Origin of the sequence: Streptococcus mitis, assembly GCF_000960025.1 — a bacterium.
GTDB lineage: Bacteria > Bacillota > Bacilli > Lactobacillales > Streptococcaceae > Streptococcus > Streptococcus mitis_DH.
In genome coordinates this window covers 77,735-103,537 of record NZ_JYGQ01000001.1, presented here as the reverse complement: position 1 = coordinate 103,537, position 25,803 = coordinate 77,735, and the positions used below count along the sequence as shown (strand labels likewise).

Below are 25,803 nucleotides of genomic sequence, written 5' to 3'. Positions count from 1 at the left end.
CGATATTTAATCTTCATCTTCTTTTTTCTGTTTCAATGTCAAGGCTAAACTAGCAAGACCAAGGCTTACCAATCCTGCTATTAGGGCTTCATTGGCATCAGCAGTTCCTGTATTTGGCAATTGTTTGCTTGCTTCTTCTGATTTAACTGCTGTATTTTGGGCTGGTTTTTCTTGTGTAGGCGCTACTGCTGGTTCAGTTTTTACTTTTGTTCCAATTTCAACAATTTCTGGAATCGCCTCTTGGATGACTTCTGTTGAACGAAGACGACGCTGACCGTTTTCATCAACTTCAAAGACATGTCTCAACAGACCATCTCGTCCTTGTATGATGACTCGTTGTTCCCCAACTAGCATATCAGCATTTTCATGCTCTTGACGGTCAAAGGCAACCTTTTCCTCTTGAACTTCCAATTTAGGAGCCTTTTGTTGATCAGAAGCCGGTTGATTAGTAGGTTTTGGAAGGTCTGTGTTTTGTGGTGCTGGATTGGCAGGAATGAGACCAGTACCTACTTCTACGATTTCAGGGCTTGCTTCTTTCAAAACTTCTGTAGCGCGAAGCGTACGATTGCCTTGACTATCTACTTCAATCAAGCGACGAATTTGTCCCTCAACTCCTGCTTGGACAAGTTGACGTTGACCGACTGGGAGATTTGGATTTGGTCGTTCTTGGTGTTCGAAGGCGATACTTGTCTCTTCGACTTCTAATTTCGGAGTATCCACAACCAAATTCTTGATACCTTCAGCTGGTTCCTTGCTTGAAATAACTTTTTCTACTGGTTTAGCAGGTTGTGGTTTTTCAGCAGATTCATAAACAAAGGCATAATGAGTAAAGTGTGGCGCTGTAAAGATGACATGACTATCCGTTTGTTCAAAAGCCAATTCTACTGCCTCTTTACCTTCAGGTAAGAAGAAGACTTTCTTCACTTTCTTATCTTTTTCAATTGGAATTTTCACAATAGAAGCGTAAGAGAGATCGACGTCTTGGCCTTTTTCATCTAGACCTTCTATTTCAAAGACATGAGCATCTTCTCCAGCAAAGTATTTCTTCTCTTCATCACTTGCTTGAACACGTTCTACTTTCAAGCCCTTGATGACAGTCTTCTCTTTATTTGAGAAGTGTACTTCAACACCTGTTTTACTATCAGAAAAGACTGCTGGCTTGTCTTCTTTCAATAAAGCAACCAGATCTTTCAGACTCTGTTTCGCTGTTGCAAGCTCTTCTGGACTCAAATCTACTTTTTCAACCAAGGCCTTGTTTTTCTCAAGAAGCGGAGCTAGGGCAGAACCTGAAGGATGGTTTGGTTTGGCAGCCAAGAGTTCTTGAGCCTCACCTGTTAAGCGATCAAGTTCTGTCTTTTCTTCCGTAAATTTCTCTTGACCATTCAGAGCTTTATGAGCTTCTGTCAATTTATTAAGTCGGTCATTGACTTGATCTTGGGTGCTAGTTTCATGGTCCTTCAACACTTGTTCGGCCGCTTCAATTGCTTTCAAGAAAGCTTCTTTTACTTCTGGTGAAGCAAAGTTATAGACCACCTTGTTCTTAGCCGCTTCAACTTCTGCTAATTTTTGTTTAAGGTACTCATCGTTCAATGCTGCTTTTGGAGATACCAAAACATCAAAGTTGACTTCATGACCTTGGTAACGAAGCGTCAAAGTTTGACGGCCAGTCTTTTGAGCATCATAACCAGTAATTTCAACTCCCTCATCAGTAAAGGAATGTTCAACCATAGTATCATTACTATAAGCCACTGCAAAACGTCCTTCAGACAAGTCTAAGCTATCACCAACTAGGTAATCTTTTTTCGGTTCATGACTGACTTCAATTCCCAAAATAGTTTTCGGAGTTGCTTCATCTTGGCTAGTAACAGTCACTGATAAATTAGCATGTACCGGTTGCCCCAAATATTGTAAAGTAAGATTTTGTTCTCCCTTATGATGCGTATCAAAGCCTGATACTGATACACCCGCGTGAGTTAGGCGAATAAGTTGGTCCTCAGCTCCTCCTTCATACTGAACTCGAAGAACACCACCTCTAAGGTCCAAATCTTCCCCTTCAGCATAACTTGTTTTCTTAGGTCCTGTTTCTAGACTGACTGATTTGATTCTTCGATCATCTTTTGGAATGGAAACTGCTAGGACATTACTAATTTCCTTGCCTGGCAACTGGGTACGATAATAAAGAAGACCAGATTGATTTGTCAAATCCAATGGTGAACTTGCTAGGTCTCCTCCAACTTCGCTCTTCAAGGTTGCAAGCGGAGTTTGAGAATTTGGATTATCATAAACGGTAATGGTTGCTCCAGCTGGTACATCCGCAAAGCCAACTTGTACCTTGTTATTGCCTAGAGAACGGGCTGCAGCCTTGGCCATTGGAACATTGACACTTTCAGTATCAAGCTTTTCATACATTCTCCAGTTATAGATACGAATAGCCTTCCATGGAGTTCCATTGTCAGAAGTAACGACATTCAAGCGCCAATCTTGAGCTGTGATAGGTTTATCGAGGGTAATATCTGTAACATGGGCTTTATTGCCACGGACTTCCTTAGCCAACTTCCATTGACCATCTGCATCTTTATAATAAAGGTCAAAGTCTTTGGTGTTCATCAAACCATCGTTTACAGATTCTCCACCAGCTCCAGCATGGTCCATCACCCATCTAACAACTGTACGTGGCTGGGTCAAGCGAATATCCACACTACCACTTAACTGTCCAGAAGACCACTTGTCAGACAGACTGGTAATGGTACCGTTCAACATGCCTTCGATACCTTCTCCACCTTCAGTCTTAGGGAAAGTACTATCAATAACTGTTGCACCTGGAACGATATTTTCAGCTAGTGGTTTTGGTAGGCTGGTATCTTTTACAGTCATGCCCCAATCAAAGGTTGTGGTTGCAGCTTCTGAACGAACTCCATTTTTACCGACTGCTACAACCTTCAGTTCTTGAGTTGTACCTTGAGCACTTGCTGAGCGGCTAACTTTTGGTAGATAAATAGTTGTAGAAGATGAGCCAGTTAGTAATTTCCAGCTGTCTCCATCTTTTTCGTAAACTTCATAGAAATCTGCATCCTTGTTGCCTTTAAATTGCACAACTGCTTCCGCTTCTTGGGCATTTTTAAGGACTTGTTTGGCTACAGCTACTGTGGTTGGTGCCTGAGGAGCATCTTGATTATTGCTGATGGTCAATTGCCCCAGGTTAAATTGATAACCTTTTAGGTCTTTATCATTTTCAAAATACAGTTTGATACCGTAAATTGTTTTACCTGCCAAGGCACTCAAATCAAAATCATCGGTAGTCCAGTTATCTGAAACTGTCAATTCTTTACGGGCAGCTTCATCACCGTAGATATAATCTTTCTTGGTTGCAAATTCTACATAAACCTTGGTTCCTTTGCCTCCTTTATGGGCAACATGCAATTTGGTGGTATCTGTCACCTTCAAGCGAGTAGAGTACAAATTCACATCTTGCTTAGTCGCACCTGAAAGATCCCCTGCAAATTTGAGAGAAGTTCCACCATTATAAGCATCTTCAAAATCATAGCTTGCTTTCAACTTATCACCAGTTGATTTTTGCCACCAGCGCCATGTTGGAAGAACACCTGAAACTGAACGGTAATTCCACTCAGAATCCTTAGAAACCTTACCATCTACGAACCATTTTCTACCATGACCTGTATTAAAAGAAGTAGTAAAAGTATTACCTACTGCTGGCGTACGGTCCGCAACTAGGTTAGCAATCCCATACCAATCTTTATCACCTGGTTTTTGGCCAGTAGGATCACCTTGATAACCTGTAAAGAAGATGTCTTCATTCTTATGATAATCTTCACCAGTTTTTCCTAAACTTGTAATGGTATCTGGGGCGAACAAACCAAGAGAAAGGCGTAATTTCCCATTTTCATCTAAAATGTCATTCCATTTGACCTTGGTCTTGTAGGAACCACCCTGTTGCAATTCCAAACCTGCAAATACGTCATAAGGATTACGGCCAATCCAGTTGGCAGTTGTAATAGTGTAATCATTCTTAGCCTTATCCCAGTTAAAGTTAGCAAAGAAGTTATCTGCTGGAACCTTATCTCCTTCTGGTTGCATGAATTGGTAGTTGTATTCTCCCAAACCATCTTGGTGGTAACGTCCATAGTTATAAGTCATGGCATCGTACCAAGAATACTTGATTGGATGGTTTACCTTAGCAGCATACTCCTTGGTATAGAGCATAAACTGGCGCATCTTTTCTCCAAGAGGTTCAACCAAATCCCCAGTTGTTTCCTGGTTAATGAAATAGCCATCATAGCCATAATACTTGGCCATATCCACCAATTTACGGGCAATTGGGAAGCTACCATCTGGGTCTTGCTTCAAAGCTTCAGCAAATTTTTCTTGATCTGCAATACTATTAGACCAGTTGAAGAAGAGTGTACCGTATACAGGAACCCCGTTACGGTGACCTGCATCAATAACGTCAGGAGTTGGAACGAGACCTTCCCAGAAGACCATTGAATCTAGATATTGCCAATAGTCAAAAGCATAAGCCTTGAACTCTTCTCCACCAACAGAAGCATGGTCTTTTGCTTTAGAATTGGTGTTGGATAGGGCTTGTACTTTTGCTTCCTTGCTAGCTTTTTCATTAACCAAATGACCTGTCCGACGTGAAGCGAGGGCAACAGATCCGCGGTTAATAGCATCATCTTCACGAGCACCTGGTTCCCATTTTAACAATTCTTCCCAAGAATTAAATTTGATTTCCTTTGGTTTTAATGTTTTTTCCGTATTTTTAGGGACATCTGGCTGGACTTCTTTCTCAGTCTTATTAGCTTCTGCCGCTGGCTTAGACTCATCTCCTTGGCTAGTTGCTTCAGGCTTTGCTTCTATTTCCTTGTCAGACTTAGGCTTTGCTTCTGCAGATGATGTTTCTGCAGCCACCTCACTTGGTTTTTCCTCTGGTTTAGCTGCGCTAGCTGCTTCTGCGGTTTCAGTAGTCGCAGCTTCATTGCTTGCTGGCGAAGCAGTTTCAGATGCTGTCGCTACTCCTTCTGCCTTTTCTGGCTTATTTTCTCTAGCATGTTCTCCTTCATGCTGCTTGTCAGCTTCATTAGTTGGATGCTCACTCTCTCCTGAAACAAGCTCTATATTGGCTCCATTATTTTCAGGAACTGCAGTTTCTTCAGCCAAGGCTGGACCAGCAAATAAAACAGCCCCAATCATCAGCGAGCAGGCTCCTACTGATAACTTACGAATACTGTAACGACAACGTCTTTCAAAAAATGGATTCTTCATTTTCTCCTCCTAAAAGATTGATTTTGTTGCATAAAAGAAAGCGCTTAACTTTATTTATAAAATTTTTATCCCAATCACAGGGACCAAGATAATTCCTCCCTCATTTTAAAATATTTCTTTTAAATGTCAATATATAAAAGGAAATACCTATATCTAGGTTAGAAATTGGTAAAATTAATATAATTAAGGCCCATTCTAACGAATTTTCTTTCTAAAATCTTAGCTTAACACTTGTTAGATTTACTTTTATCCTTTAAAATAGAATAGGAGAAATTCCGTTATTATTTTTCGGAGGAAAAAGAAATGTCCATTAATTGGCAGGAAATTTTATTTCACTTTTTAGGTGGTCTAGGGCTATTCTTATATAGTATCAAGACCATGGGAGACGGTTTGCAACAAGCTGCTGGAGATCGCCTTCGTTTTTACATTGACAAGTACACTAGCAATCCCTTTTTAGGTGTTCTAGTCGGAATTGTCGTGACTGCCCTGATTCAGTCAAGTACAGGGGTTACAGTTATCACGGTTGGACTGGTCAGCGCTAGTCTTCTCACTCTTAGACAGGCTATCGGAATTATCATGGGAGCCAACATCGGAACCACAGTTACTTCCTTTATCATCGGTTTCAAGCTTGGTGAGTATGCTTTACCCCTGATTTTCCTTGGAACCATGTTCCTCTTCTTTACCAAAAATAGAACAGCAAACAATATCGGGCGCATCCTGTTTGGTGTAGGAGGAATCTTCTACGCCCTCAACCTCATCAGTGCCGGTATGAGCCCTCTTAAAGATTTACCACAATTTAAGGAATACATGGTAACCTTGGGACAAAATCCTGTGTTGGGAGTTTTTGCCGGTGCAGTGATTACCGTCCTCATCCAAGCTTCTTCTGCGACAATCGGGATTTTGCAAGGGCTCTATGCAGGTGGATTCCTTGACCTTAAAGGTTCGCTACCAGTTCTCTTCGGGGATAATATCGGGACAACCCTAACAGTTATCATCGCGGCAGCTGGAGCCAATATCTCTGCGAAACGCGTTGCTGCAACCCACGTCACCTTTAACGTATTAGGAACTATCCTTTGCTTAATCTTATTAGGTCCATTTACATCTATGATTGAGTACTTCCAGGCACTCCTTCACCTCTCACCTGAGATGACCATCGCCTTCTCTCACGGTGCCTTTAACGTAAGTAACACCATTGTACAATTTCCATTCATCGGAGCTTTGGCTTTCTTTGTAACTAAGCTCATCCCTGGTGAAGATGAAGTTGTCAAGTACGAGCCACTTTATCTTGATGAGCATTTGATTAAACAAGCTCCATCAATCGCTCTCGGAAATGCAAAGAAAGAACTCCTTCACTTGGGAAATTATGCTTCTAAAGCCTTTGACCTTTCATACAACTACATCATTGACCTCAATGAAAAGGTTGCTGAAAAAGGCCACAAGACAGAAGAAGCCATCAATACCATTGATGAAAAATTGACTCGTTACCTCATTACTCTTTCCAGTGAAGCCCTTAGCCAGAAAGAAAGTGAAGTGCTCACCAACATCCTGGATTCATCCCGTGATTTGGAACGGATTGGGGATCACGCAGAAGCTCTTCTCAACCTGACTGACTATCTTCAACGTAAAAATGTTGAGTTTTCTAAAGCTGCTTTGCAGGAATTAGCTGATATCTATCAAAAGACCACTGGCTTTATCAAGGATGCCCTTGACAGCGTGGAAAACAATGATATTGAAAAAGCTCAAAGTCTGATTGAACGCCATAAAGAAATCAACAATATGGAACGCGTTCTCAGAAAGACCCACATCAAACGCCTCAACAAGGGCGAGTGTTCAACGCAAGCTGGGGTCAACTTTATCGACATCATTTCCCACTACACTCGTGTATCAGACCATGCTATGAATCTAGCTGAAAAGGTCATTGCTGAACAAATCTAAGAACCAAGAAGCTATCCTGAATGGGATGGCTTTTTTCTTTTCCTAACCAAGAATTGCCTTTCTACCATATAAAAAATGCTTTGATCCACAATGGAATCAAAGCATTTTAAAGAGCTCCCCGTACATAAGCGCAGAAGCTGCAGTTCCTTTGTACTTGGCTTCTTCTCTTTTGATAAAGCGAGCCAAGTTGAGCAACTCAGGTGCCGGATGTTTGGGATTTAGGAGCAATTCACGATTGACCAGGCCTGAGAGACGAACTGCCAGCAATTGCTCATTTGTAGTAGGCAGTTTTTTAGCAGTCTCTAGGAGAGCAGCAACTAAATCTTCACTCAAATCTTGGCGAGCATGATTGTAAAGATCTTTTACAAGGCTTTCTAGGTTTGGTTCTACCATCCCTACCACCTCCTTAAGTTTAATAATTTTTAATCAAATCAACCGTTGAACGATCCAATTTTTTCACCAAGGCTTGTAAGAAAGCTTGTGCTTCTAGGAAGTCATCCATAGCGTAGAGGGTTTGATGAGAATGGATATAACGAGCGCAAACACCGATTGTTGTAGATGGGACACCACCATTTTTCAGATGAGCTGCGCCAGCGTCTGTTCCGCCTTTACCACAGTAGTATTGGTACTTGATACCAGCTTCTTCAGCCGTTGTCAAAAGGAAATCCTTCATACCTGGGAGAAGCAGGTGACCTGGATCGTAGAAACGAATCAAGGTTCCATCTCCAATCTTGCCTTGGCCACCATAAACATCACCAGCAGGTGAGCAATCAACTGCTAGGAATACTTCTGGGTCAAACTTAGTTGTAGATGTATGAGCACCGCGGAGACCAACTTCTTCTTGGACGTTAGAGCCAAGATAGAGTTCATTTCCCAGTTTTTGACCTGACAGAGCTTCCGCCAACTCGCTCACCATAAGAACACCGTAGCGGTTGTCCCAAGCTTTTGAGATGATATTTTTTTCATTGGCTGTTAAGATTGCAGAACTATCTGGCACGATGGTGTCGCCAGGACGGATGCCAAAGCTTTCTGCCTCAGCCTTATCCGCAAAACCGCCATCAAAGACGATATCTGCAATAGCAGGCATGGTTGGTCCGCCCTTACCACGAGTCAAATGTGGCGGAACAGAACCTGAAATCACAGGAATTTCACGACCGTCAAGAGTCAAGAGTTTGAAACGTTGGCTGCTGACTACCATGGGGTTCCAGCCACCAATTTCAACCACACGGAAGGTGCCATCTGGCTTAATCTCGCTGACCATAAAACCAACTTCATCCATGTGAGAAGCGACCAAGACACGTGGTGCATCCGCAGCTTCTGAATGTTTAATCCCGAAAATACCACCCAAGCCATCTGTCACCACTTCATCCACGTGCGGTGTCAACTTTTCACGAAGATAAGCACGGACAGGTGCTTCATGACCTGAGATCGCAGCAAGTTCTGTTACTTCTTTGATTTTTGAAAATAATGTTGTCATTTCAGTTCCTTCTTTCTTTCATCCATTTTACCACTTTTTATAGGAGAAGGATAGCGGGAAGGTGGATTTCTAAATTAGTATCTTAGTCTTACTGTATCTTATAAAAAGCTTGTATTTTCTTGCATGTGAGGTGAAATCTAAGAACTATTCCAAGATCAACCAAACTATTAATTTCCAAACACAAAACAATTCAATGCTATATTTGTTCAGTTTTTCATGAAATTTGCAGAAAATAGTTGACTTTGCCTTCTTATTTCTTTAAAATAGTACAAAACTAGGAAAAGGAAAAAATCATGACCAAAACAATTCTTGTTACAGGTGGAGCTGGCTATATTGGCTCCCATACCGTTAAAGCTCTTTTAAATGCTGGCTATCAGGTACATGTTCTAGATAATCTCTCTACAGGAAATCGTTCGGCTGTGGATAGTCGTGCTAGCTTTAAGCAACTAGATGTTTATGATTCTAGTGCTCTAAAAGCTTACTTAGAAGAAAATAAGATTGATGCTGTTCTTCATTGTGCAGGTGAAATTGTTGTGAGCGAAAGTATTGAAAACCCAAGTAAATACTTCACTGCCAATGTTGCGGGTATGAACCAAGTTCTCAAAGTCTTATCTGAAGTTGGCATTCAAAAAATCATGTTCTCTTCGACTGCTTCCCTCTATGGTAATAACTGTATTGACAAGCCAGCAACTGAAGATACCCTGCTCGACCCTGTCAATCCTTATGCAGAGACAAAACTGATGGGTGAACGAATGATTTACTGGATGGCCAATCGCTACGACTGGAAATATGTCATTTTCCGTTACTTTAATGTTGCTGGAGCTGAAATGGATGCTTCAAACGGTCTGCGAGTGAAAAATCCAACTCATATCATTCCCAACATCAACAAGACCGCATTGGGACAAAATGATAGCCTGAAAATATTTGGAGATGACTATGATACACGTGATGGTTCATGTATTCGAGATTACATTCATGTCTTGGACCTTGCACAGGCTCATGTTAAAGGAATGAACTACCTATTTCAAGAAGACAGTTCTTCTCAAATCTTTAACTTAGGAACTGAAAAAGGCTATACCGTCAAAGAAATCTTTAAAACTGCTGAAGAATTACTGAATCAAAAAATACCACACGAAATTGTTGCTCGTCGTGCTGGTGACCCAGCTAGCGTCCTAGCAGACGCATCAAAAGCTAAAAAATATCTTGATTGGAAGGCTAGCTACTCCCTCGAAGATATTATTTTATCAGATTATCGTTGGCGTGTTAAAGAAGGCAAAAACATTTTGGAATAGGATAACAAAGGAGAAAGCCTTGGCGCTCTCTCCTTGTTTTATTCATTAAATTGTCAGAAAATTTATTGACAGATTAAATAAATCATGTTACAGTAATATCCGCAGGTATCTTTCAGTACCAAATCTACATGAAAGGATGGGGTATGAAACTTTCTCATTATTTAATTGGCTTACTTCTACTCCTAGTCTTTCTCTCTATTAGCATTGGGACCAGTGATTTTTCATGGGGAAAACTCTTTGCTCTGGATCATGAAACTTGGCTTCTCTTTCAAGAGTCCCGTCTTCCAAGAACCATCAGTATTCTCCTGACGGCCTCTAGTATGAGTATGGCAGGACTTCTCATGCAGACTATCACTCAAAATCAGTTTGCTGCTCCAAGCACAGTTGGAACGACTGAAGCTGCCAAACTGGGAATGGTGCTGAGCCTCTTTGTCTTTCCGTCGGCTAGTCTGACCCAAAAGATGCTCTTCGCTTTTGTTTCATCCATCGTATTCACCCTCTTCTTCCTAGCCTTTATGACTATTTTTTCTATAAAGGAAAGGTGGATGTTGCCTCTGATTGGGGTCATCTATAGCGGGATTATCGGTTCTGTGACAGAAGTTATCGCCTACCGTTTCAATCTGGTTCAGAGTATGACAGCTTGGACCCAGGGCTCCTTCTCCATGATTCAGAATCATCAGTATGAATGGCTCTTTTTAGGCCTCATCATCCTGATAGCCGTTTGGAAATTATCCCAAACTTTTACCATCATGAATCTGGGCAAGGAAGCCAGTGAGAGTTTGGGGATTTCTTACTCCCTACTTGAAAAACTGGCTCTCTTTCTGGTTGCTCTAACGACTAGTGTCACCATGATTACCGTGGGTGGCTTACCTTTTCTCGGAGTTATTGTTCCCAATCTTGTTCGCAAGCGTTATGGAGATAATCTAAGTCAGACCAAACTTATCGTCGCACTGGTTGGAGCCAATCTAGTTCTGGCCTGCGATATCCTATCCCGAGTTCTGATTCGACCCTATGAGTTGTCTGTCAGTCTTCTACTAGGAATCATTGGTAGCCTCGTCTTTATCCTACTTCTATGGAGAGGGGGACGAAAAGATGCAGTTTAAAAGCAAACATACCAAGCTCTTCTGGCTTCTCATTATTCTGGCCATCGGAGCTTGTCTCCTCTACTTTTGGCCCATCACTCACTTGTCAGCCTTTTCTTGGAAACTGCGTTCCCAAAAGATCATCGTTTATCTCTTGGTAGCTATCGCGACAGGGATTTCGACCATTAGTTTTCAAACCCTGACGGAAAATCGTTTCCTGACGCCAAGTATTTTGGGAATAGAATCCTTCTACGTCCTACTACAAACCCTACTACTGGTTTTTGAAAGTAAGTTTCTTCAACTTGGTAAGTCTCCTATTTTAGAATTCCTAGTCTTACTTCTACTTCAATCCCTCTTCTTTCTCACCTTGCAAGGCTACTTGAAGACACTGATGAAGCAAGACCTTGTCTTCATCCTGCTAATCTGTCTAGCTCTCGGAAGTCTCTTTCGAAATATCAGTACCTTCCTCCAAGTCCTGATGGATCCAAATGAATACGATAAACTGCAAAACAGTCTCTTTGCTTCCTTTCAACATCTCAACACTTCCATCCTAGCCATCGGTTCTCTAATCATCCTCGCTTTGACAATCTTTTTCTTTCGAAAAGCAGTCATTCTGGATGTCTTGCACCTGCAAAGAGAAACGGCTCAGATATTGGGGCTCAATGTTGAAAAAGAACAGAGAGAACTCCTCTGGGGTATCGTGCTTTTGACCTCAACGGCCACTGCCTTGGTAGGGCCTATGGCCTTCTTCGGCTTTATGCTGGCTAACCTCACTTACCTAATCGTCAAAGACTATCGACATAAGTTACTCTTTATCGTAGCCATTCTGGTTGGATTTATTAGCTTGACCTTGGGGCAGGCCTTGATTGAACGAGTCTTTGCTTTGGAAATTCGCATCAGTATGATCATCGAGAGTGTAGGTGGCTTCTTATTCTTTATCTTACTATACAGGAGGGCGCGTCAGTGAAACTGGAAAACATTGACAAATCCATTCAAAAACAGGATATTTTGCAAGGTATTACGCTTGAAGTCAGTCCTCAGAAACTGACAGCCTTCATTGGTCCAAATGGTGCTGGAAAATCGACTCTCCTCTCCATCATGAGCAGACTAACCAAGAAAGATCAGGGAATTCTCAGTATTAAAGGACGTGAAATCGAGAGTTGGAATTCACAAGAACTAGCCCAAGAACTCACCATCCTAAAGCAGAAAATCAATTACCAAGCCAAATTGACTGTTGAAGAACTGGTCAGTTTTGGACGTTTTCCCTACAGTCGAGGTCGACTGAAACCCGAAGACTGGGAAAAAATTCAAGAAACTCTGGACTATCTGGAACTGACCAACTTAAAAGACCGCTACATCGATAGCCTGTCTGGAGGCCAACTCCAACGCGTCTTTATCGCTATGGTACTGGCCCAGGATACAGACTTTATCTTGCTGGATGAACCGCTCAACAATCTCGATATCAAGCAAAGCGTCAGCATGATGCAGATTCTTCGGCGACTGGTGGAGGAACTAGGGAAGACCATTATCATCGTCCTCCACGATATCAACATGGCCAGCCAGTATGCAGATGAAATTGTCGCCTTCAAGGACGGTCAAGTCTTTAGCAAGGGAACAACCAATCAAATCATGCAGTCTGACCTGCTCAGTCAACTATATGAGATTCCCATCACGCTGGCTGACATCAATGGCAAAATGATCTGTATCTATAGCTAGCAACTCAGAAACTCGAGTTAGAAGAAATTTTGTCTCTTAGTCAATAAAACCTAGAGACTCCCTACATCGTTATCATATTTTAAAAAGGAGAAATCATGAAAACATCCCTTAAATTTTATCTCACTGCCCTAGCGGCCAGCTTCTTGCTCCTACTTGGTGCATGTAGTACAAACTCAAGCACTAGTAAGACGGAGTCAAGTAGCTCTGCTCCAACAGAGGTAACCATTAAAAGTTCACTAGGTGTAGTCACACTTTCAAAAGTCCCTGAAAAGATTGTGACCTTTGACCTCGGTGCTGCGGATACTATTCGCGCTTTAGGTTTTGAAAAGAATATCGTCGGAATGCCTACAAAAACTGTTCCGACTTATCTTAAAGACCTAGCTGGAAAAGTTAAAAATGTTGGTTCTATGGTTGAGCCAGACCTAGAAGCCCTTGCTGCTCTTGAACCAGACCTAATTATCGCTTCACCACGTACCCAAAAATTCGTAGATAAGTTCAACGAAATCGCTCCGACTGTTCTCTTCCAAGCAGGCAAAGATGACTACTGGACTTCAACTAAGACCAACATTGAGTCCTTAGCAGGCGCCTTTGGTGAAACTAGTACACAGAAAGGCAAGGAAGAATTGGCCAAGCTAGACAAGAGCATCCAAGAAGTCGCAACTAAAAACGAAAGTTCTGACAAAAAAGCCCTTGCTATCCTCCTCAACGAAGGAAAAATGGCTGCCTTTGGTGCCCAATCTCGTTTCTCTTTCTTGTACCAAACCTTGAAATTCAAGCCAACTGACACTCAATTTGAAGACTCTCGCCACGGACAAGAAGTCAGTTTTGAAAGTGTCAAAGAAATCAATCCTGACATCCTCTTTGTCATCAACCGTACCCTTGCTATCGGTGGTGACAACTCAAGCAACGATGGCGTCCTAGAAAATGCCCTCATTGCTGAAACACCTGCAGCTAAAAACGGTAAAATCATCCAACTAACACCAGACCTCTGGTATCTAAGTGGAGGCGGGCTTGAATCAACAAAACTCATGATTGAAGACGCTCAAAAAGCTTTGAAATAAGCTGATTTAAACTCAATTTAAGTAAAATTTTGACATTCTAAAACGCATCCTATCAAGCTCACTCAACCTGATAGGATGCGTTTTTAGCATTTTGAAATCTGTTTGCCCAGCCTCTTATTTTTCTTCTTGATTTTGTTTGAGGGAAAAGTGGTCTGGGACGGGGTCCTTGCCTGTTTCCGACCAGGGATGGCAACGTAAAATCCGAGCCAAGCCCATCAAGACACCCTTGAAGCCATGTTTCTCAATAGCCTGAATCATGTAGTTTGAACAAGTCGGCTCAAAGCGACAAGAGGGTGGAAAGGCTGGTGAGATAAAACGTTGGTAAAAGCGCACAGGCGCTATTAAAATTCGTTTCATTATTTCTTGGTTACAGCCATGGTGTGTAGTTGGCTGATTTCTTTTTTATTAAGACGACGGGATTCTCCTGGACGGAGACCTGTCAAGTCTAGATGTCCAAAACGGGTCCGTGACAACTTGTCCACTTGGAGACCGACAGCTTCAAACATCTTTTTAACCTGGTGGTTACGCCCTTCATGGATGGTCAACTGTACCACAGAACGGTTTTTGACTGGGTCCACTTTGAGAATCTCATAGACAGCCGGCTTGGTTTTCTTACCATCAATCTCAAGTCCACGGGTCAAGGGACGAAGATTATCCTTATTGGCCACACCTTTAACACGCGCGACATAAACCTTGTCAATCTCATTACGTGGGTGAATCATTTCATCCGTAAAATCCCCATCATTGGTCAAAATCAAGACTCCTGATGTATCCCAGTCCAAACGACCTACAGGGTAGATGCGCTCCTTCACGTTGGGCAAGAGATCGACAACCGTCTTGCGGCCCTTATCATCCGTCACACTAGAAATGACACCGCGTGGTTTGTTAAGCAGATAGTAGACCTTTTCTTCGTTGTAGATGGGTTGACCTTCAACTTCGACCTTGTCGCCTGACTTGATGGTCGTTGCTAGTTCACGCACCACTTGGCCATTGACCGTCACCAATCCTTGCTTGATCAACTCTTCTGCTTTTCTCCTACTGGCCACACCTGCGTGGGCAATATACTTATTGATTCTCATCTTCTTCTATCCTTTCACCAAATAATTGGCTTTCTTGGGCTTGAATCTCAAGCTCATCAATCACTGGTAATTCTTCTAAATGGTTTATCCCCATGTAATCTAGGAAATAATCCGTAGTCACATAGAGGTTGGGGCGACCCAACACTTCTTTTTTCCCGTCTTCTCGTATCAAGTCAAAGGCCTGCAACTTTGCCAAGGCCCCACTCGAGTTGACCCCACGGATGGCATCAATTTCTATCCGTGTGATGGGTTGTTTGTAGGCAATGATGGACAAGGTCTCAAGGGCAGCCCGAGATAAACTCTGATTGATAGGTGCCTTAGAGTATTCCTTCAAAATCTCTGCAAATTGAGGTTTGGTCACCAATCTGTATGCTCCCCCTGTCTCAATCAGAGCCAAACTGGAATCTGGGTCCTTTTCATACTTCTGGGCTAATTTTTCTAAACTCTGTTGGATGCCTGTCGGTGGCAGAGAGAGGAGTTCAGCTAACTGGCGGACTCTAATCCCATCTTCACCCGCTACAAACAAGAGCGCTTCTATTTTTGCTAAAGTACTCATCTTTCCTCTCTATCAAGTCTAGCTTTGGGCCACTTGACTTTCTTCCTTCTTTTCCATGAGATAAATATCTCCGAAACTTTCCTCTTGCACAAGAATCAGCTCCTGGGTTTTGATTAACTCTAGGGTTGCCAAAAAGAGGGTGATGACCTCTTGGACATTCTGGGCTTCCTTAAACAAATCCTGCAAGCGCAATTGATCTCGTCCAGCCAAGGACTCTTTCACGATAACCATCATGTCCTCAATCTTATACTCATCCCGCAAGATAGTCGTGTGATTCTGTGCAAACTCCTCTTTTTTCTTGGCTAGGATATTTGAAAAAGCCAAAAAGAGGTCAATGGTCGTCTTGTCATGCACAAGCTCCGCATCTTCGTAAATCAACTCTGTCGGCGCTTTGGAATAGTGCTGGGCCCGTTCTTGGTGCTTGGCTTCCAAGTGTTCACCCAAGAGCTTGAACTTGCGGTATTCTTCAATTTGAGAGAGAAGATCCTGCTCCAGGTCATCCTCTAAGTCTGTCACTTCTGCTACCTTTGGAAGGAGTTTGCGGCTCTTAATCAGCATGAGCTGACTGGCCATAACCATGTACTCCCCCGTCACTTCCAGACGCATGGCCTGCAGGGTTGAAACATAGGCTAGATACTGTTCAATGACTTCCGTAATGGGCACATCGTAGATATCCATCTGGTACTTAGAAACCAGGTGCAAGAGCAAGTCCAGGGGCCCTTCAAAATCTTTTAATTTAATATCCATTATCTATATTTTTCTAAGGTCAGGACTGTTTTCAATCCTAATTTTTTTGCAATTTCATACAAATCGACCTTGTTTTCAATTTGTCGTAGAATGAACTGTTCCCGTAGGGCTTGGGCGGATAAGGTTGAGAAACCTTTCTCCTTGACAAAAGACTCTAGCTGACGGAAGGCCCACTGACGGGAATAGGCTTTCCCTCCCCTTTCAAAGAGGTAGGTCTGGCCCATCAAGGGTTCCAATTCTGAAAGCAAGATCGTGGGAATGGTGACAATTCTCTGTTGGGAAGCCTTCTTGATTCGCAACACCTGAAAGTCCAGATTGATATCCTCAACCTTGAGAGCTAAAATCTCACTCGGCAAGAGCCCCATTTCTAGGATTAAGAGCGCTAGCAAGCGACCCTCTGGATAGTCACTTTCTTGCCAAAAAGAGTCTAGGTCTAACAGTTCTGGCTTTTCGGTCTTCTTTTCAGCTTGTTTAGCTAATTCCAATCGGTAAAAGCTATCCACTTCTCCTTTTTGATAGAGAAAGTAGAGAAATTGGTTACAGGCCGAAATCTTTCGCTTCTGGGCGCTGATCTTTAGATTGGTTAGCTGGGCTTGGTAAATCTTGAGACTGGTCTCAGAAATCCGCTCGCCTACCAAATCTAAAAACTGTTCTAAATCATACTTATAGGACTGCTTGGAATTGACAGACAAGCCTTGCTTTTCTTCTAAAAAGGCTGAAATCCTATCTCTCATTTGCATCGAATCTCATATTCCTTACTAAAGTCATGCAAGAGGGCATTGACTGCCTTGAGGATGGACTTGCGCGTGATAATTCCTTGGAAAATACCAGACGCATCCACAACCGGCAAGAAGGACTCATCTACCAACTTGTGCAAGACCTCCGTAATAGTAAAATCAGGCGAGACAACTGCTACGTCCGTTCTCGTCATATGAACGATATCCGTATCTGCCATGATTTCTTGACTCAAATCATGCTCCATCTGATAAGCCATAATATCTCTGAGCCCAATAGTTCCAACAAAGTGTTTTTCATCTGTCACAACAGGAACACGGGTATAGGTCATCTGACTGAGCAAGAGGGTCGCATGATCCGCATTGTGGGTATCAATCAACACGGCTAGATTTTCAGCAGGGGTCAAAAAAGTTTCCTCCTGCCCCAACAAGAAAGTCTCAAACTCCTTGGCAATCATCGGCTAAACTCCTTGGACAAGCCCGGATAAACCTCATGGTCTCGTGTCAAAAAGTCCACTTTAAAATAACTATCATCAATCTCCACACGAGCATAAAGACATTCTCTGATGCTCCCACGTGGTTGACTGATGGAACCTGGATTTAGAAAGAGGGTCTTGCCTTCCATCCAAGCGCTTGGCACATGCAAGTGACCATAAAGACAGATATCGGCCTCTTCTTCCTGAGCCCAGTAGTCCAACTTTTGAAAGTTGAAATTGATGTCAAACAAGTGACCATGGGTTTGGATAATCTTGGTCGAACCAAGCTCAGTCACCAAACGTTCTGGGTAGCCGGCGTAAAAGTCCATGTTCCCTTTAACAACGCGGATGCCTTCCCAAAGGGGAGAATCAGGACGCAGTTCAGAATCGCCGTTATGAAAAACGGCATCAACTTTGCCTACATAGCGATCACGGATTTCTTCCACAATCAAGCTATCGCCATGGGAATCGCTCATTACAATGATGGTTTGCTTTGCCATGATGGAAATACCTCCAAAAGTTTCTTAACGGCTAAGGCGCGGTGAGATTGGCTATTTTTTTCTTCAAGGGTTAATTCAGCTGATGACTTACCTGTCTCTCCTACAAGGAAGAGAGGATCATAGCCAAATCCATTTTCACCCTTAGGTTCAAAGTTAATGTAGCCAGGCCAGTCTGCTTCCACAACCAAGCTTTCCTTGTTTGGACTGGCTACGACTAGGGTTGTATGGAATTGAGCCGAGCGGTCCTTGAGTTCAAAGACCATGGCCAATTCGTGCAAGAGTTTGGCATTGTTTTCACGGTCAGTAGCTCCCACTCCTGCGAAACGAGCTGACCAGACACCTGGCAAGCCACCAAGAACATCGACTTTGAGACCTGAGTCATCTGCCAAAACCATCTTGCCCGTTAATTGAGAAATGGTTTCTGCCTTGAGACGGGCATTTTCTTCGAAGGTCATGCCTGTTTCTGCTACTTCAGGCAAGTCAGGATAGTCATTAAGATTTTCCACATCGTAGCCTAATTTGTCAAAGATAGCTCGGAACTCTTTGGTCTTGCCTTCGTTTCGAGTCGCAATCAATAAGGTTTCTCTGACCTTGTTTGTCTCAAAGAAATCATGAACATCGACCCCTTCTTTGGGCAATTCCACATACAAGAGTTGCCCATTTTCAACCAAGAGCAGAGCCCCTTGACGTTGGATGACTTCCACATTTCGTCCCATTTCTTGGTTGAGGATATCTACCACAAAAGACAATAAACGGTAGAGAGAACCATAGCGTAAAACAGTAACAGAAACAGGAAAACCTCGATCCGCATCTCGAAATCTTTGGGCAAACTCCAATAGAGGAAAATCCAAGTCATCATCCGTCAACGTCCGGACGCCACCAAAAATACCATAGGACCCGACATACCAGTCCTGTTCATCCTTATATTCATAAATTTTATTTGTCATAATTCTACATGCTCCACATGAATCTCTTTTTCAAGCCATTCTTCACCAATTTGTGCAAAACTTTGGCTGCTGGCTGTTGTGTAAAAACGGTGATGGAGTGGTCCGGCATCACGACCACGATTGATTTCAAAATAATTGAGTAAGACTGAAATGTCCCGTACGCACTCTGCCCCACTATCGATAAGTTGAACCTTGGGCCCCATAACATTTTGAATAATGGGTCTGAGAAGTGGATAATGGGTACAGCCCAAAATCAGGCTGTCCACCTTTCCTACCAAGGGACGCAGGGTTTCATAGACCACTTTCTTGGTGACACTGGTTGACAGGGCACCCGACTCCACCAAGGGAGCAAACTTGGGACAGGCCAAACTCTCCACCTGTAAGTCCGGATCCAAATCATGGATTTTCTGACGGTAGATGTCTGATTGTACCGTCATGGGTGTTCCAATCACTCCGATTTTCCCACCTTGGCTGGACTTGATGGCTGCTGAAGCTCCTGGCAAAATCACACCCAAGACCGGAATATCTAGTTGAGACTTGATTTCTTCCCAGACGACCGCAGTCGCAGTATTACAAGCAATGACAATCATCTTGACATCCTTGGTCAAGAGAAAGTTGACCAACTGCCAAGTATATTCACGAATTTGCTCAGCAGGACGGGGACCATAGGGCGCCCGCGCCGAATCTCCAATATAGACGATTTCTTCATGGGGAAGCTGGCGCATGAGCTCGCGCACAACGGTCAAACCCCCGACACCCGAATCCAAAAAACCAATTGGTCGATTATCCATACAGTCTTCTTTCTAGTCTTTTTTCTGATTGATAGTTCATTATGATTACCGTTCCTTATGAACTGAATTAATGACAGCCTAATCAACAACTATCTCTCTTAATCATAATCAAATATCAATAGAATGCAAGGAAAAAGTCTCATCCCTAAACCCTTAGCCAACATAGTGAGAAGTCTGGAACTTTCATCCCAGACTTTTCCTTATTTATTTTTTCTTTTTATTGTTAGCAAGGGCTGCCTTTTGTTGGCGGATGATTTGGTGGTAAACTTGTTGTACCTTAGCTTCGCTTGGTTTTTGACCATTTGCACTCAAAAGAGTACGAACTGCTTCAGCATTCAAACGTGGGTTGTCAGCGAATTCTTTTTCGATTTGCTTACGAACCAAGTACATTCCTCCAAGAGCTCCTCCTAGAAAAGCTAGCACAATCAATACAATTGCTAAAAGTAAATCCATCATTTTTCTCCTGTTTCTTTTTGAGTCTCTTTCATTATACCACAAACTAGCCACCCTGACTAGTTTGTTTTACGCTTTCAGAGATGGAATAGACAGCAAAAGGAACCCTGCTTTTCTGAGAAAGAGGGCTCCTTACTGAGTTTATACTCAAAGAGCAAACTAGGAAACTATCCGCAAGCTGCTCAAAACACTGTTTTGAGGTTGCAGATAGAGCTGACACGGTTTGAAGAGATTTTCGAAGAGTATTAATTTCATATTTCTGCCTATCCATTTATACTAATAAAAGACTGAGACACCAGATCTCAGCCTTTTTCTTTATCCCAAAACCAATTCATCACTAACTAGACTTTGGCCACTATTTTTCTGGAAGAGATGCATGAGATCTTCAACTGTCAGATGCTTTTTCTCTTCTCCTTTGACATCCACCACTATCTTGCCTTGATAGAGCATAATAAGACGATTTCCGTACTCAATCGCATGGTTCATATCGTGGGTAATCATCAGAGTAGTCAACTGATGGTGTTCCACAATCTTTTGCGTCAAGTCCATCACCATTTGACTAGTTTTCGGGTCAAGTGCCGCAGTGTGTTCATCCAACAACAAGAGCTTAGGTTTCACCAAGGCTGCCATGACTAGAGTCAGGGCCTGTCTTTGTCCTCCTGAAAGGTATTGAGTATCCACTTTCAATCGATTTTCAAGGCCAATATTCAACTCCTTCAAGGCCTCTTGGAACTGGATTCTGTCCTTCTCCTTCACGCCCCAACCAAGTCCTCTCTTCTGCCCACGTCTCAATGCAATAGACATATTCTCCTCAATCGTCAAACGAGAAGCCGTTCCCATCTTAGGATCTTGAAAAACACGGGCGATATCCTTGGCTCTCTTTCTTATACTCAGATTTTTAATGGATTTACCTGCCAATAAAAGGTCCCCTTCGTCCACCGATAGATTGCCAGCCAAGATATTCATCAAAGTAGATTTACCAGCTCCATTTCCACCAATCACAGAGATAAAATCTCCCTCTTCAACCTCTAAATCTAATCCTTTGAGGACATGGTTTTCATTGACCGTCCCTGCTTCAAATGTTTTGTGAATATTTTCAAGTGTTAACAAACTTGCCATAACTGTCTCCTCCTATTCATTTCTCAGTTTCAAACCACGAATCTTTAATCTCTTTTGCAATTCTGGTGCAAATAGAACCAAAGCTAACAAGATCGCATTAAAGAGACGAACCAGGTTTTGATCTAGATTTGGAATTTCATAGATATTTAAAATAATCAAACGGTAAACAATGGCACCGATTCCGATAGATAACAAGCGACCTCCAATGGTTAAGTCGTGTATCAATACTTCCGCAATAATGACTCCACTCAAACCAACAACAATGGTTCCTGTCCCAGAAGTCACATCTGAAAATCCATCATTTTGTGCAAACAAGGAACCACATAGGGCAATCAAACCATTTGAGATCATGTAACCAACAATCTTCATGGTGTCTACATTGACCCCATTAGCCTCACTCATAGGAATATTGTCCCCAGTCGAACGCAAGACCAAGCCAATCTCTGTTTTCATCAAAAGAGTCAAGACCAAACAAACAAGTAAGAGACAGGCTAAACTGAATGAGAAAACAGCTTCTTCATTTGACAGCCCCAAGCTCGCCAACTGTTTAAAGACAATCGAAGAATCTCCCAAGGAAAGATTGGGCACACTTCCCATGATTTTAATATTGATGGAATAAAGCCCTGTCAAGGTCACAATCCCTGTCAAGAGGGCTGGAATTTTCATCTTGGTGTGGAGCATTCCTGATACAAGGCCTGCTACCATACCTGCCAGCAAAGCAAGTAAGGTCGCAATCCAAGGATTTGTCCCTGCCTGTATCTGAGATACGACGACAGCTGCCCCCAGTGGAAAGGCTCCTTCAGCAGTCATATCCGCAATATCCAAAATACGGAAAGTCAAGTAGACCCCAATAGCCATAATCGACCATAGCAAACCTTCTGATAAACTAGATAATACAAAATTCATCTTAAACCTCCTTATTCCTTGCCTTCTAACTTACTAATATCAATTCCCAACGCATCTGCCATTTCTTGATTGGTATGCAATTCCAGTTTTTCAGGCAACTCAACTGCTATATTTTCTGGCTTTTCACCTTTTAAAACACGAATCAGCATGCGAGCTGTCTGTCTTCCCAATTCTTCATAATTGGTTCCGTAATTATACAAGCCACCCACAGCAATCATTTCTGTTGAACCACCAAATACTGGAACCTTGTGTTTAATAGAAACCTGCTTGACTGTTTCCATGGTTGATGAAATGATATTATCCGTTGGTACAAAAACCATATCCACCTCTGCCATCAAGCTTTCTGCAGCAGCCTTGACATTGTTACTGTCCAAGATTGTTTTTTCAACAACGGTAAAGCCTTTTTCTTCCAAAAGACGCTTAGCTTCATCCTTTTGTACAACCGAATTGGGCTCACTCTGAGTATAAAGAATTCCAATTGTTTTAGCTTTTGGCAACACTTTCTTTATCAAATTGATTTGGGTTGAAATGGCATCTGATGACTGATCGCTTGTCCCAGTTACATTGCCCCCAGGATGCTCTCTTGACTCTACCAACTTGGCACTGACAGGATCTGTTACCGCTGAAAAGATAACAGGTGTCGTTTGTGTTGTATTGGCCAAACTCTGAGCAGAAGGCGTTGCGATAGCTAGAACGACATCACTAGATTCTGCTAGTTGCTGGGAAATGGTTTTTAGATTTCTTTGCTCACCCTGTGCATTTTGCAAATCAATCTCGATATTTTTCCCTTCAACATAGCCTTGCTTAGCCAACTCATCCACAAAACCTTCTCTAGTAGCGTCCAAAGATTGATGAGTAATAAACTGCGAAATACCGATACGAAACACATCTTTTTTCTTATCTGCCTTCAACTGATGCAAACTAATTAGAGAGGTTAAGAGAATCCCCACTACCAAGAGGGGGGCTAGTAATTTTCGAACAACTTTCATAATGAAACTCCTTCTCAGAAAAGATAATACTCAATGAAAATCAAAGAGCAAACTAGGAAACTAGCCGCAGGCTGTACTTGAGTACGGCAAGGCGACGTTGACGTGGTTTGAATTTGATTTTCGAAGAGTATAAAACAAAAAACCGCCTAGATAATACCTAAACGGATGCTTGAAATAATCTAACAAGTTATAACTTTGCTAGTCCATTTAGATATTCATCTATATGGACCACAATCAAAAATCTTAGCCACATAGATACAAACAAATTGCTTGAACTGTTTGCATCCATGGTGACATGTCTACAAACACTATCTAAAGTAGCTAAAGTAAAAGTTTTGATTCATCGTTACAGCTTGTTTCTTATTCATTTCTTTTTCTGCTTTCTTTTTTGATGTTTCCTATCTTACCACCTTTTTTATCACCTGTCAAGAATATTTCAGAATTTTTTAAAATTTTTCGAAAATTCTTTCATAATTCTTTCAATTCTTTTAGGATAATTTCAATAATTTGCCCATTAGACAAAATAGAACGATTTGAAGACTTTTATGGTATTCAGTTGTACTAGAGTTTTTTAAAAGTGTTTTGATGGCTTGTATTTCTTCTTTGGTTGATTTCATATCACTATTATATAATGCGTTTTGATTTTAGTATAGTATTAAACTGACTCTTGGCAGTCGGACAAAAAATCGACAGTTATTTTATACTGTTTAAAACCAATAGTCAATACGACAATCTCTTTACTTTTCGGTTATCAACTCTGTAGATTGCTAACATATCCAAAATAAGCCAAGTATCCCGAGGATAGGCAACAGAAATGAATTATTTATACTCTGGATACCACTTCAAATCACGAACTGCTTTGGCCATATCTGTTTCCTTAGCGCGTGCAAGACCTTGCTCTTGTGCTTTTTTAGCGACTGCTTCTGCTACTTTAATAGAAACATCTGCTACATACTTGAATGGTGGCAAGACAGGAGCTCCTGGTTGGCCTGGATCGACAATACCACTCAATGAATGCGCCGCTGCTCCAATCATTTCATCAGTCAAAAGACTTGCTTCAGAAGCCAGCATACCTAGACCAAGACCTGGGTAAATCAGGGCATTATTTGCTTGACCAATCACATAGTCTATACCTTTATAAGAAACCGTATCAGCAGGAATTCCTGTTGCGACAAAAGCTTTGCCATCTGACCATTCAATCAAATCTTTGGCACTAGCTTCTGCCAATTTAGTTGGATTTGACAAAGGGAAGATCATTGGACGTTCTGTGTTTTCACACATAGCTTCTACTATTTCTTTAGTGAAGGTATTAGGCTGAGTTGAAGTTCCTACAAGAATGGTTGGCTTCACAGTCTTCACTACTTCAAGCAGGTCAGTCAACTTATCTGCGTTACTAAAGTCAGCACGTTTCTTAGCAAATGGTTTTTGCTCTGGTGTCAAGTCATCCATGTCATCAAAGAGAAGACCTTGTTTATCAACCATAAAGAAACGTTTATAAGCTTCTTCTTCAGAAAGACCTTCACTTACCATTTCACGAAGAACACGAGAGGCAATTCCTGCACCCGCAGTACCACCACCATAGCAGAGATAAACTTGATCTGTTAATTTTTCACCACTAATATCCAGCGAACCGAAGATACCACCCAAGGTAACGATTCCTGTACCTTGAATATCATCATTAAAGGTCGGAATTTGTTTCCGGTATTTTTCAAGAATATGGGCAGCATTCAAGCGGCCGAAGTCTTCCCAGTGAAGGTAGAGTTTAGGAAAGAGACGTTCTGCTGTTTGAACAAATTGGTCAATGAAGTCGTAGTAACGATCTCCGCGGACCCGTTCGTGACGATTTCCTAAGTAATTAGGATTGTTACGAAGTTCTTCACGGTTAGTCCCAGCATCAATGACTAAAGGAAGGACCATCGAAGGATCGATTCCAGCAGCACCCGTATAGACCATCAATTTCCCAACAGAAATATCGACACCATTTGTTCCCCAGTCGCCAATTCCAAGGATTCCTTCTGCATCTGTTACAACAATGAGACGAATCTCGCGACCCCCGGCAGCGTTTTTCAAAGTAGCTTCAATATTTTCAGGATGATTAATATCAAGATATCCCGCATATTGGGGATCTACAAAAAGATCACTATAGCCTTCAATCGTATCTGCAATGGTTGGATCATATACAATTGGATTGAATTCTTTCAAATGTTGAGAAAAGAGGTAATAGAAAAGAGTCCTGTTGGTATTAAAAATTTCCATTAGGAAAAGACGTTTTTCCAAATCATTGGCTTTTGTTTGCATTTGTGCATAAGTTTGCGCCGCTTGTTCTTCAATCGTTTGAACATACGGTGGCAGTAAACCAATAAGGCCTAGTTCCTTTCGCTCCTCTAAGGTAAAGGCAGTACCTTTATTGAGGAAAGGATTGTTTAAAATATCATGTGCAGTCATAGTGCAAGCTCCTTTTTACTTATATTATACCACATGAAACGAATTGTTCGTAAAACGTTGTTGTTTAAATAATACAATTGTATACGCATATGTTATAAATTTCTGAACTCATCAAACTCTCGATGATCTCTCTTTACTAAAAGTTTCGAGTAAAATAAACCAATCATACAAATTGACAATCCTAATTAAAATAAATATCATCTAGGTATGTTATGTAA

At 41.9% G+C, this 25,803-nt stretch carries 23 protein-coding genes and 2 pseudogenes; 6 read left to right on the top strand and 19 right to left on the bottom strand.

Going from position 1 to position 25,803, the window contains the following annotated elements:
* Positions 1 to 6: 6 nt before the first annotated feature.
* Together TZ91_RS00570 and TZ91_RS10815 are read right to left on the bottom strand one after the other, a co-directional pair.
* Positions 7 to 4,875 (bottom strand): endo-beta-N-acetylglucosaminidase, encoded by a 4,869-nt coding sequence (locus tag TZ91_RS00570; RefSeq protein WP_407829555.1) that lies wholly within the window; start codon positions 4,873 to 4,875, stop codon positions 7 to 9.
* Positions 4,876 to 5,217: 342 nt separating this feature from the next.
* Positions 5,218 to 5,280 (bottom strand): annotated as a pseudogene (locus TZ91_RS10815) (YSIRK-type signal peptide-containing protein); the annotation flags it as partial.
* Between the two features lie 303 nt (positions 5,281 to 5,583).
* Here TZ91_RS10815 and TZ91_RS00565 point away from each other — a divergent pair.
* Entirely contained in the window at positions 5,584 to 7,215 is a 1,632-nt protein-coding gene (locus TZ91_RS00565; RefSeq protein WP_033687341.1) for a Na/Pi cotransporter family protein, read from the top strand.
* Between the two features lie 96 nt (positions 7,216 to 7,311).
* Here the strand turns inward: TZ91_RS00565 and TZ91_RS00560 are convergent, their stop codons facing one another.
* Entirely contained in the window at positions 7,312 to 7,608 is a 297-nt protein-coding gene (locus TZ91_RS00560; protein WP_033687340.1) for a bacteriocin immunity family protein, read from the bottom strand.
* A 19-nt stretch (positions 7,609 to 7,627) separates the two neighbouring features.
* Positions 7,628 to 8,692 (bottom strand): glutamyl aminopeptidase, encoded by a 1,065-nt coding sequence (pepA, locus tag TZ91_RS00555; RefSeq protein ID WP_020903106.1) that lies wholly within the window; start codon positions 8,690 to 8,692, stop codon positions 7,628 to 7,630.
* Between the two features lie 293 nt (positions 8,693 to 8,985).
* Here pepA and galE point away from each other — a divergent pair, with 293 nt between their 5' ends.
* The 5 genes from galE (at position 8,986) to TZ91_RS00530 (ending at position 13,843) form a co-directional block, all read left to right on the top strand.
* On the top strand, positions 8,986 to 9,984 hold the full coding sequence (gene galE, locus TZ91_RS00550) for a UDP-glucose 4-epimerase GalE (RefSeq protein WP_033687339.1): 999 nt from the start codon (positions 8,986 to 8,988) through the stop codon (positions 9,982 to 9,984).
* Positions 9,985 to 10,127: 143 nt separating this feature from the next.
* A complete protein-coding gene (locus TZ91_RS00545) occupies positions 10,128 to 11,087 on the top strand; it encodes an ABC transporter permease (protein ID WP_033687338.1) in 960 nt (319 codons plus the stop codon).
* Positions 11,077 to 12,033 carry an iron chelate uptake ABC transporter family permease subunit gene (locus TZ91_RS00540; RefSeq protein WP_033687337.1) on the top strand — a complete coding sequence of 319 codons (957 nt, stop codon included), beginning with the start codon at positions 11,077 to 11,079 and terminating at the stop codon, positions 12,031 to 12,033. Before TZ91_RS00545 ends, TZ91_RS00540 begins: the two co-directional genes overlap by 11 nt.
* On the top strand, positions 12,030 to 12,782 hold the full coding sequence (locus tag TZ91_RS00535) for an iron ABC transporter ATP-binding protein (protein ID WP_033687336.1): 753 nt from the start codon (positions 12,030 to 12,032) through the stop codon (positions 12,780 to 12,782). Before TZ91_RS00540 ends, TZ91_RS00535 begins: the two co-directional genes overlap by 4 nt.
* A 95-nt stretch (positions 12,783 to 12,877) precedes the next feature.
* Positions 12,878 to 13,843: a siderophore ABC transporter substrate-binding protein gene (locus TZ91_RS00530; protein WP_033687335.1), complete on the top strand. Its 966-nt coding sequence runs from the start codon at positions 12,878 to 12,880 to the stop codon at positions 13,841 to 13,843.
* Positions 13,844 to 13,957: 114 nt separating this feature from the next.
* On the opposite strand, the gene yidD is transcribed toward TZ91_RS00530, so the two are convergent.
* The 15 genes and pseudogenes from yidD to TZ91_RS00460 form a co-directional block, all read right to left on the bottom strand.
* Complete coding sequence (yidD, locus tag TZ91_RS00525; protein ID WP_033687334.1) at positions 13,958 to 14,200, bottom strand: membrane protein insertion efficiency factor YidD; 243 nt, start codon at positions 14,198 to 14,200, stop codon at positions 13,958 to 13,960.
* On the bottom strand, positions 14,200 to 14,922 hold the full coding sequence (locus TZ91_RS00520) for a pseudouridine synthase (RefSeq protein ID WP_001222228.1): 723 nt from the start codon (positions 14,920 to 14,922) through the stop codon (positions 14,200 to 14,202). Before TZ91_RS00520 ends, yidD begins: the two co-directional genes overlap by 1 nt.
* Positions 14,909 to 15,478: an SMC-Scp complex subunit ScpB gene (gene scpB, locus TZ91_RS00515; protein WP_000105303.1), complete on the bottom strand. Its 570-nt coding sequence runs from the start codon at positions 15,476 to 15,478 to the stop codon at positions 14,909 to 14,911. The genes TZ91_RS00520 and scpB overlap by 14 nt, the downstream gene beginning before the upstream one ends.
* An 18-nt stretch (positions 15,479 to 15,496) precedes the next feature.
* On the bottom strand, positions 15,497 to 16,225 hold the full coding sequence (locus TZ91_RS00510) for a segregation/condensation protein A (RefSeq protein WP_033687333.1): 729 nt from the start codon (positions 16,223 to 16,225) through the stop codon (positions 15,497 to 15,499).
* Entirely contained in the window at positions 16,225 to 16,959 is a 735-nt protein-coding gene (gene xerD / locus TZ91_RS00505; protein ID WP_284697455.1) for a site-specific tyrosine recombinase XerD, read from the bottom strand. The genes TZ91_RS00510 and xerD overlap by 1 nt, the downstream gene beginning before the upstream one ends.
* Positions 16,956 to 17,417: a cyclic-di-AMP-binding protein CbpB gene (gene cbpB, locus TZ91_RS00500; RefSeq protein ID WP_000560711.1), complete on the bottom strand. Its 462-nt coding sequence runs from the start codon at positions 17,415 to 17,417 to the stop codon at positions 16,956 to 16,958. The genes xerD and cbpB overlap by 4 nt, the downstream gene beginning before the upstream one ends.
* On the bottom strand, positions 17,414 to 17,935 hold the full coding sequence (locus tag TZ91_RS00495; protein ID WP_033687331.1) for a metallophosphoesterase: 522 nt from the start codon (positions 17,933 to 17,935) through the stop codon (positions 17,414 to 17,416). Before TZ91_RS00495 ends, cbpB begins: the two co-directional genes overlap by 4 nt.
* Positions 17,911 to 18,882, bottom strand: a complete 972-nt coding sequence (locus tag TZ91_RS00490) for a nucleoside-triphosphate diphosphatase (protein WP_033687329.1) — start codon at positions 18,880 to 18,882, stop codon at positions 17,911 to 17,913. Before TZ91_RS00490 ends, TZ91_RS00495 begins: the two co-directional genes overlap by 25 nt.
* Positions 18,879 to 19,673, bottom strand: a complete 795-nt coding sequence (gene racE / locus TZ91_RS00485; protein WP_033687328.1) for a glutamate racemase — start codon at positions 19,671 to 19,673, stop codon at positions 18,879 to 18,881. The genes TZ91_RS00490 and racE overlap by 4 nt, the downstream gene beginning before the upstream one ends.
* A gap of 204 nt (positions 19,674 to 19,877) precedes the next feature.
* Positions 19,878 to 20,126, bottom strand: a complete 249-nt coding sequence (locus tag TZ91_RS00480) for a YneF family protein (RefSeq protein ID WP_000364990.1) — start codon at positions 20,124 to 20,126, stop codon at positions 19,878 to 19,880.
* Between the two features lie 315 nt (positions 20,127 to 20,441).
* Positions 20,442 to 21,245, bottom strand: coding sequence for an ABC transporter ATP-binding protein (locus tag TZ91_RS00475; RefSeq protein ID WP_033687327.1), 804 nt, complete (start codon positions 21,243 to 21,245; stop codon positions 20,442 to 20,444).
* A gap of 12 nt (positions 21,246 to 21,257) precedes the next feature.
* Complete coding sequence (locus tag TZ91_RS00470; protein ID WP_033687325.1) at positions 21,258 to 22,151, bottom strand: ABC transporter permease; 894 nt, start codon at positions 22,149 to 22,151, stop codon at positions 21,258 to 21,260.
* Positions 22,152 to 22,162: 11 nt separating this feature from the next.
* Positions 22,163 to 23,140, bottom strand: a complete 978-nt coding sequence (locus tag TZ91_RS00465; RefSeq protein WP_000869838.1) for an ABC transporter substrate-binding protein — start codon at positions 23,138 to 23,140, stop codon at positions 22,163 to 22,165.
* 497 nt (positions 23,141 to 23,637) lie between these two features.
* Positions 23,638 to 23,757 (bottom strand): annotated as a pseudogene (locus TZ91_RS10315) (IS630 family transposase); the annotation flags it as partial.
* Between the two features lie 202 nt (positions 23,758 to 23,959).
* Positions 23,960 to 25,585: a malolactic enzyme gene (locus TZ91_RS00460; RefSeq protein ID WP_033687324.1), complete on the bottom strand. Its 1,626-nt coding sequence runs from the start codon at positions 25,583 to 25,585 to the stop codon at positions 23,960 to 23,962.
* Between the last annotated feature and the right edge of the window lie 218 nt (positions 25,586 to 25,803).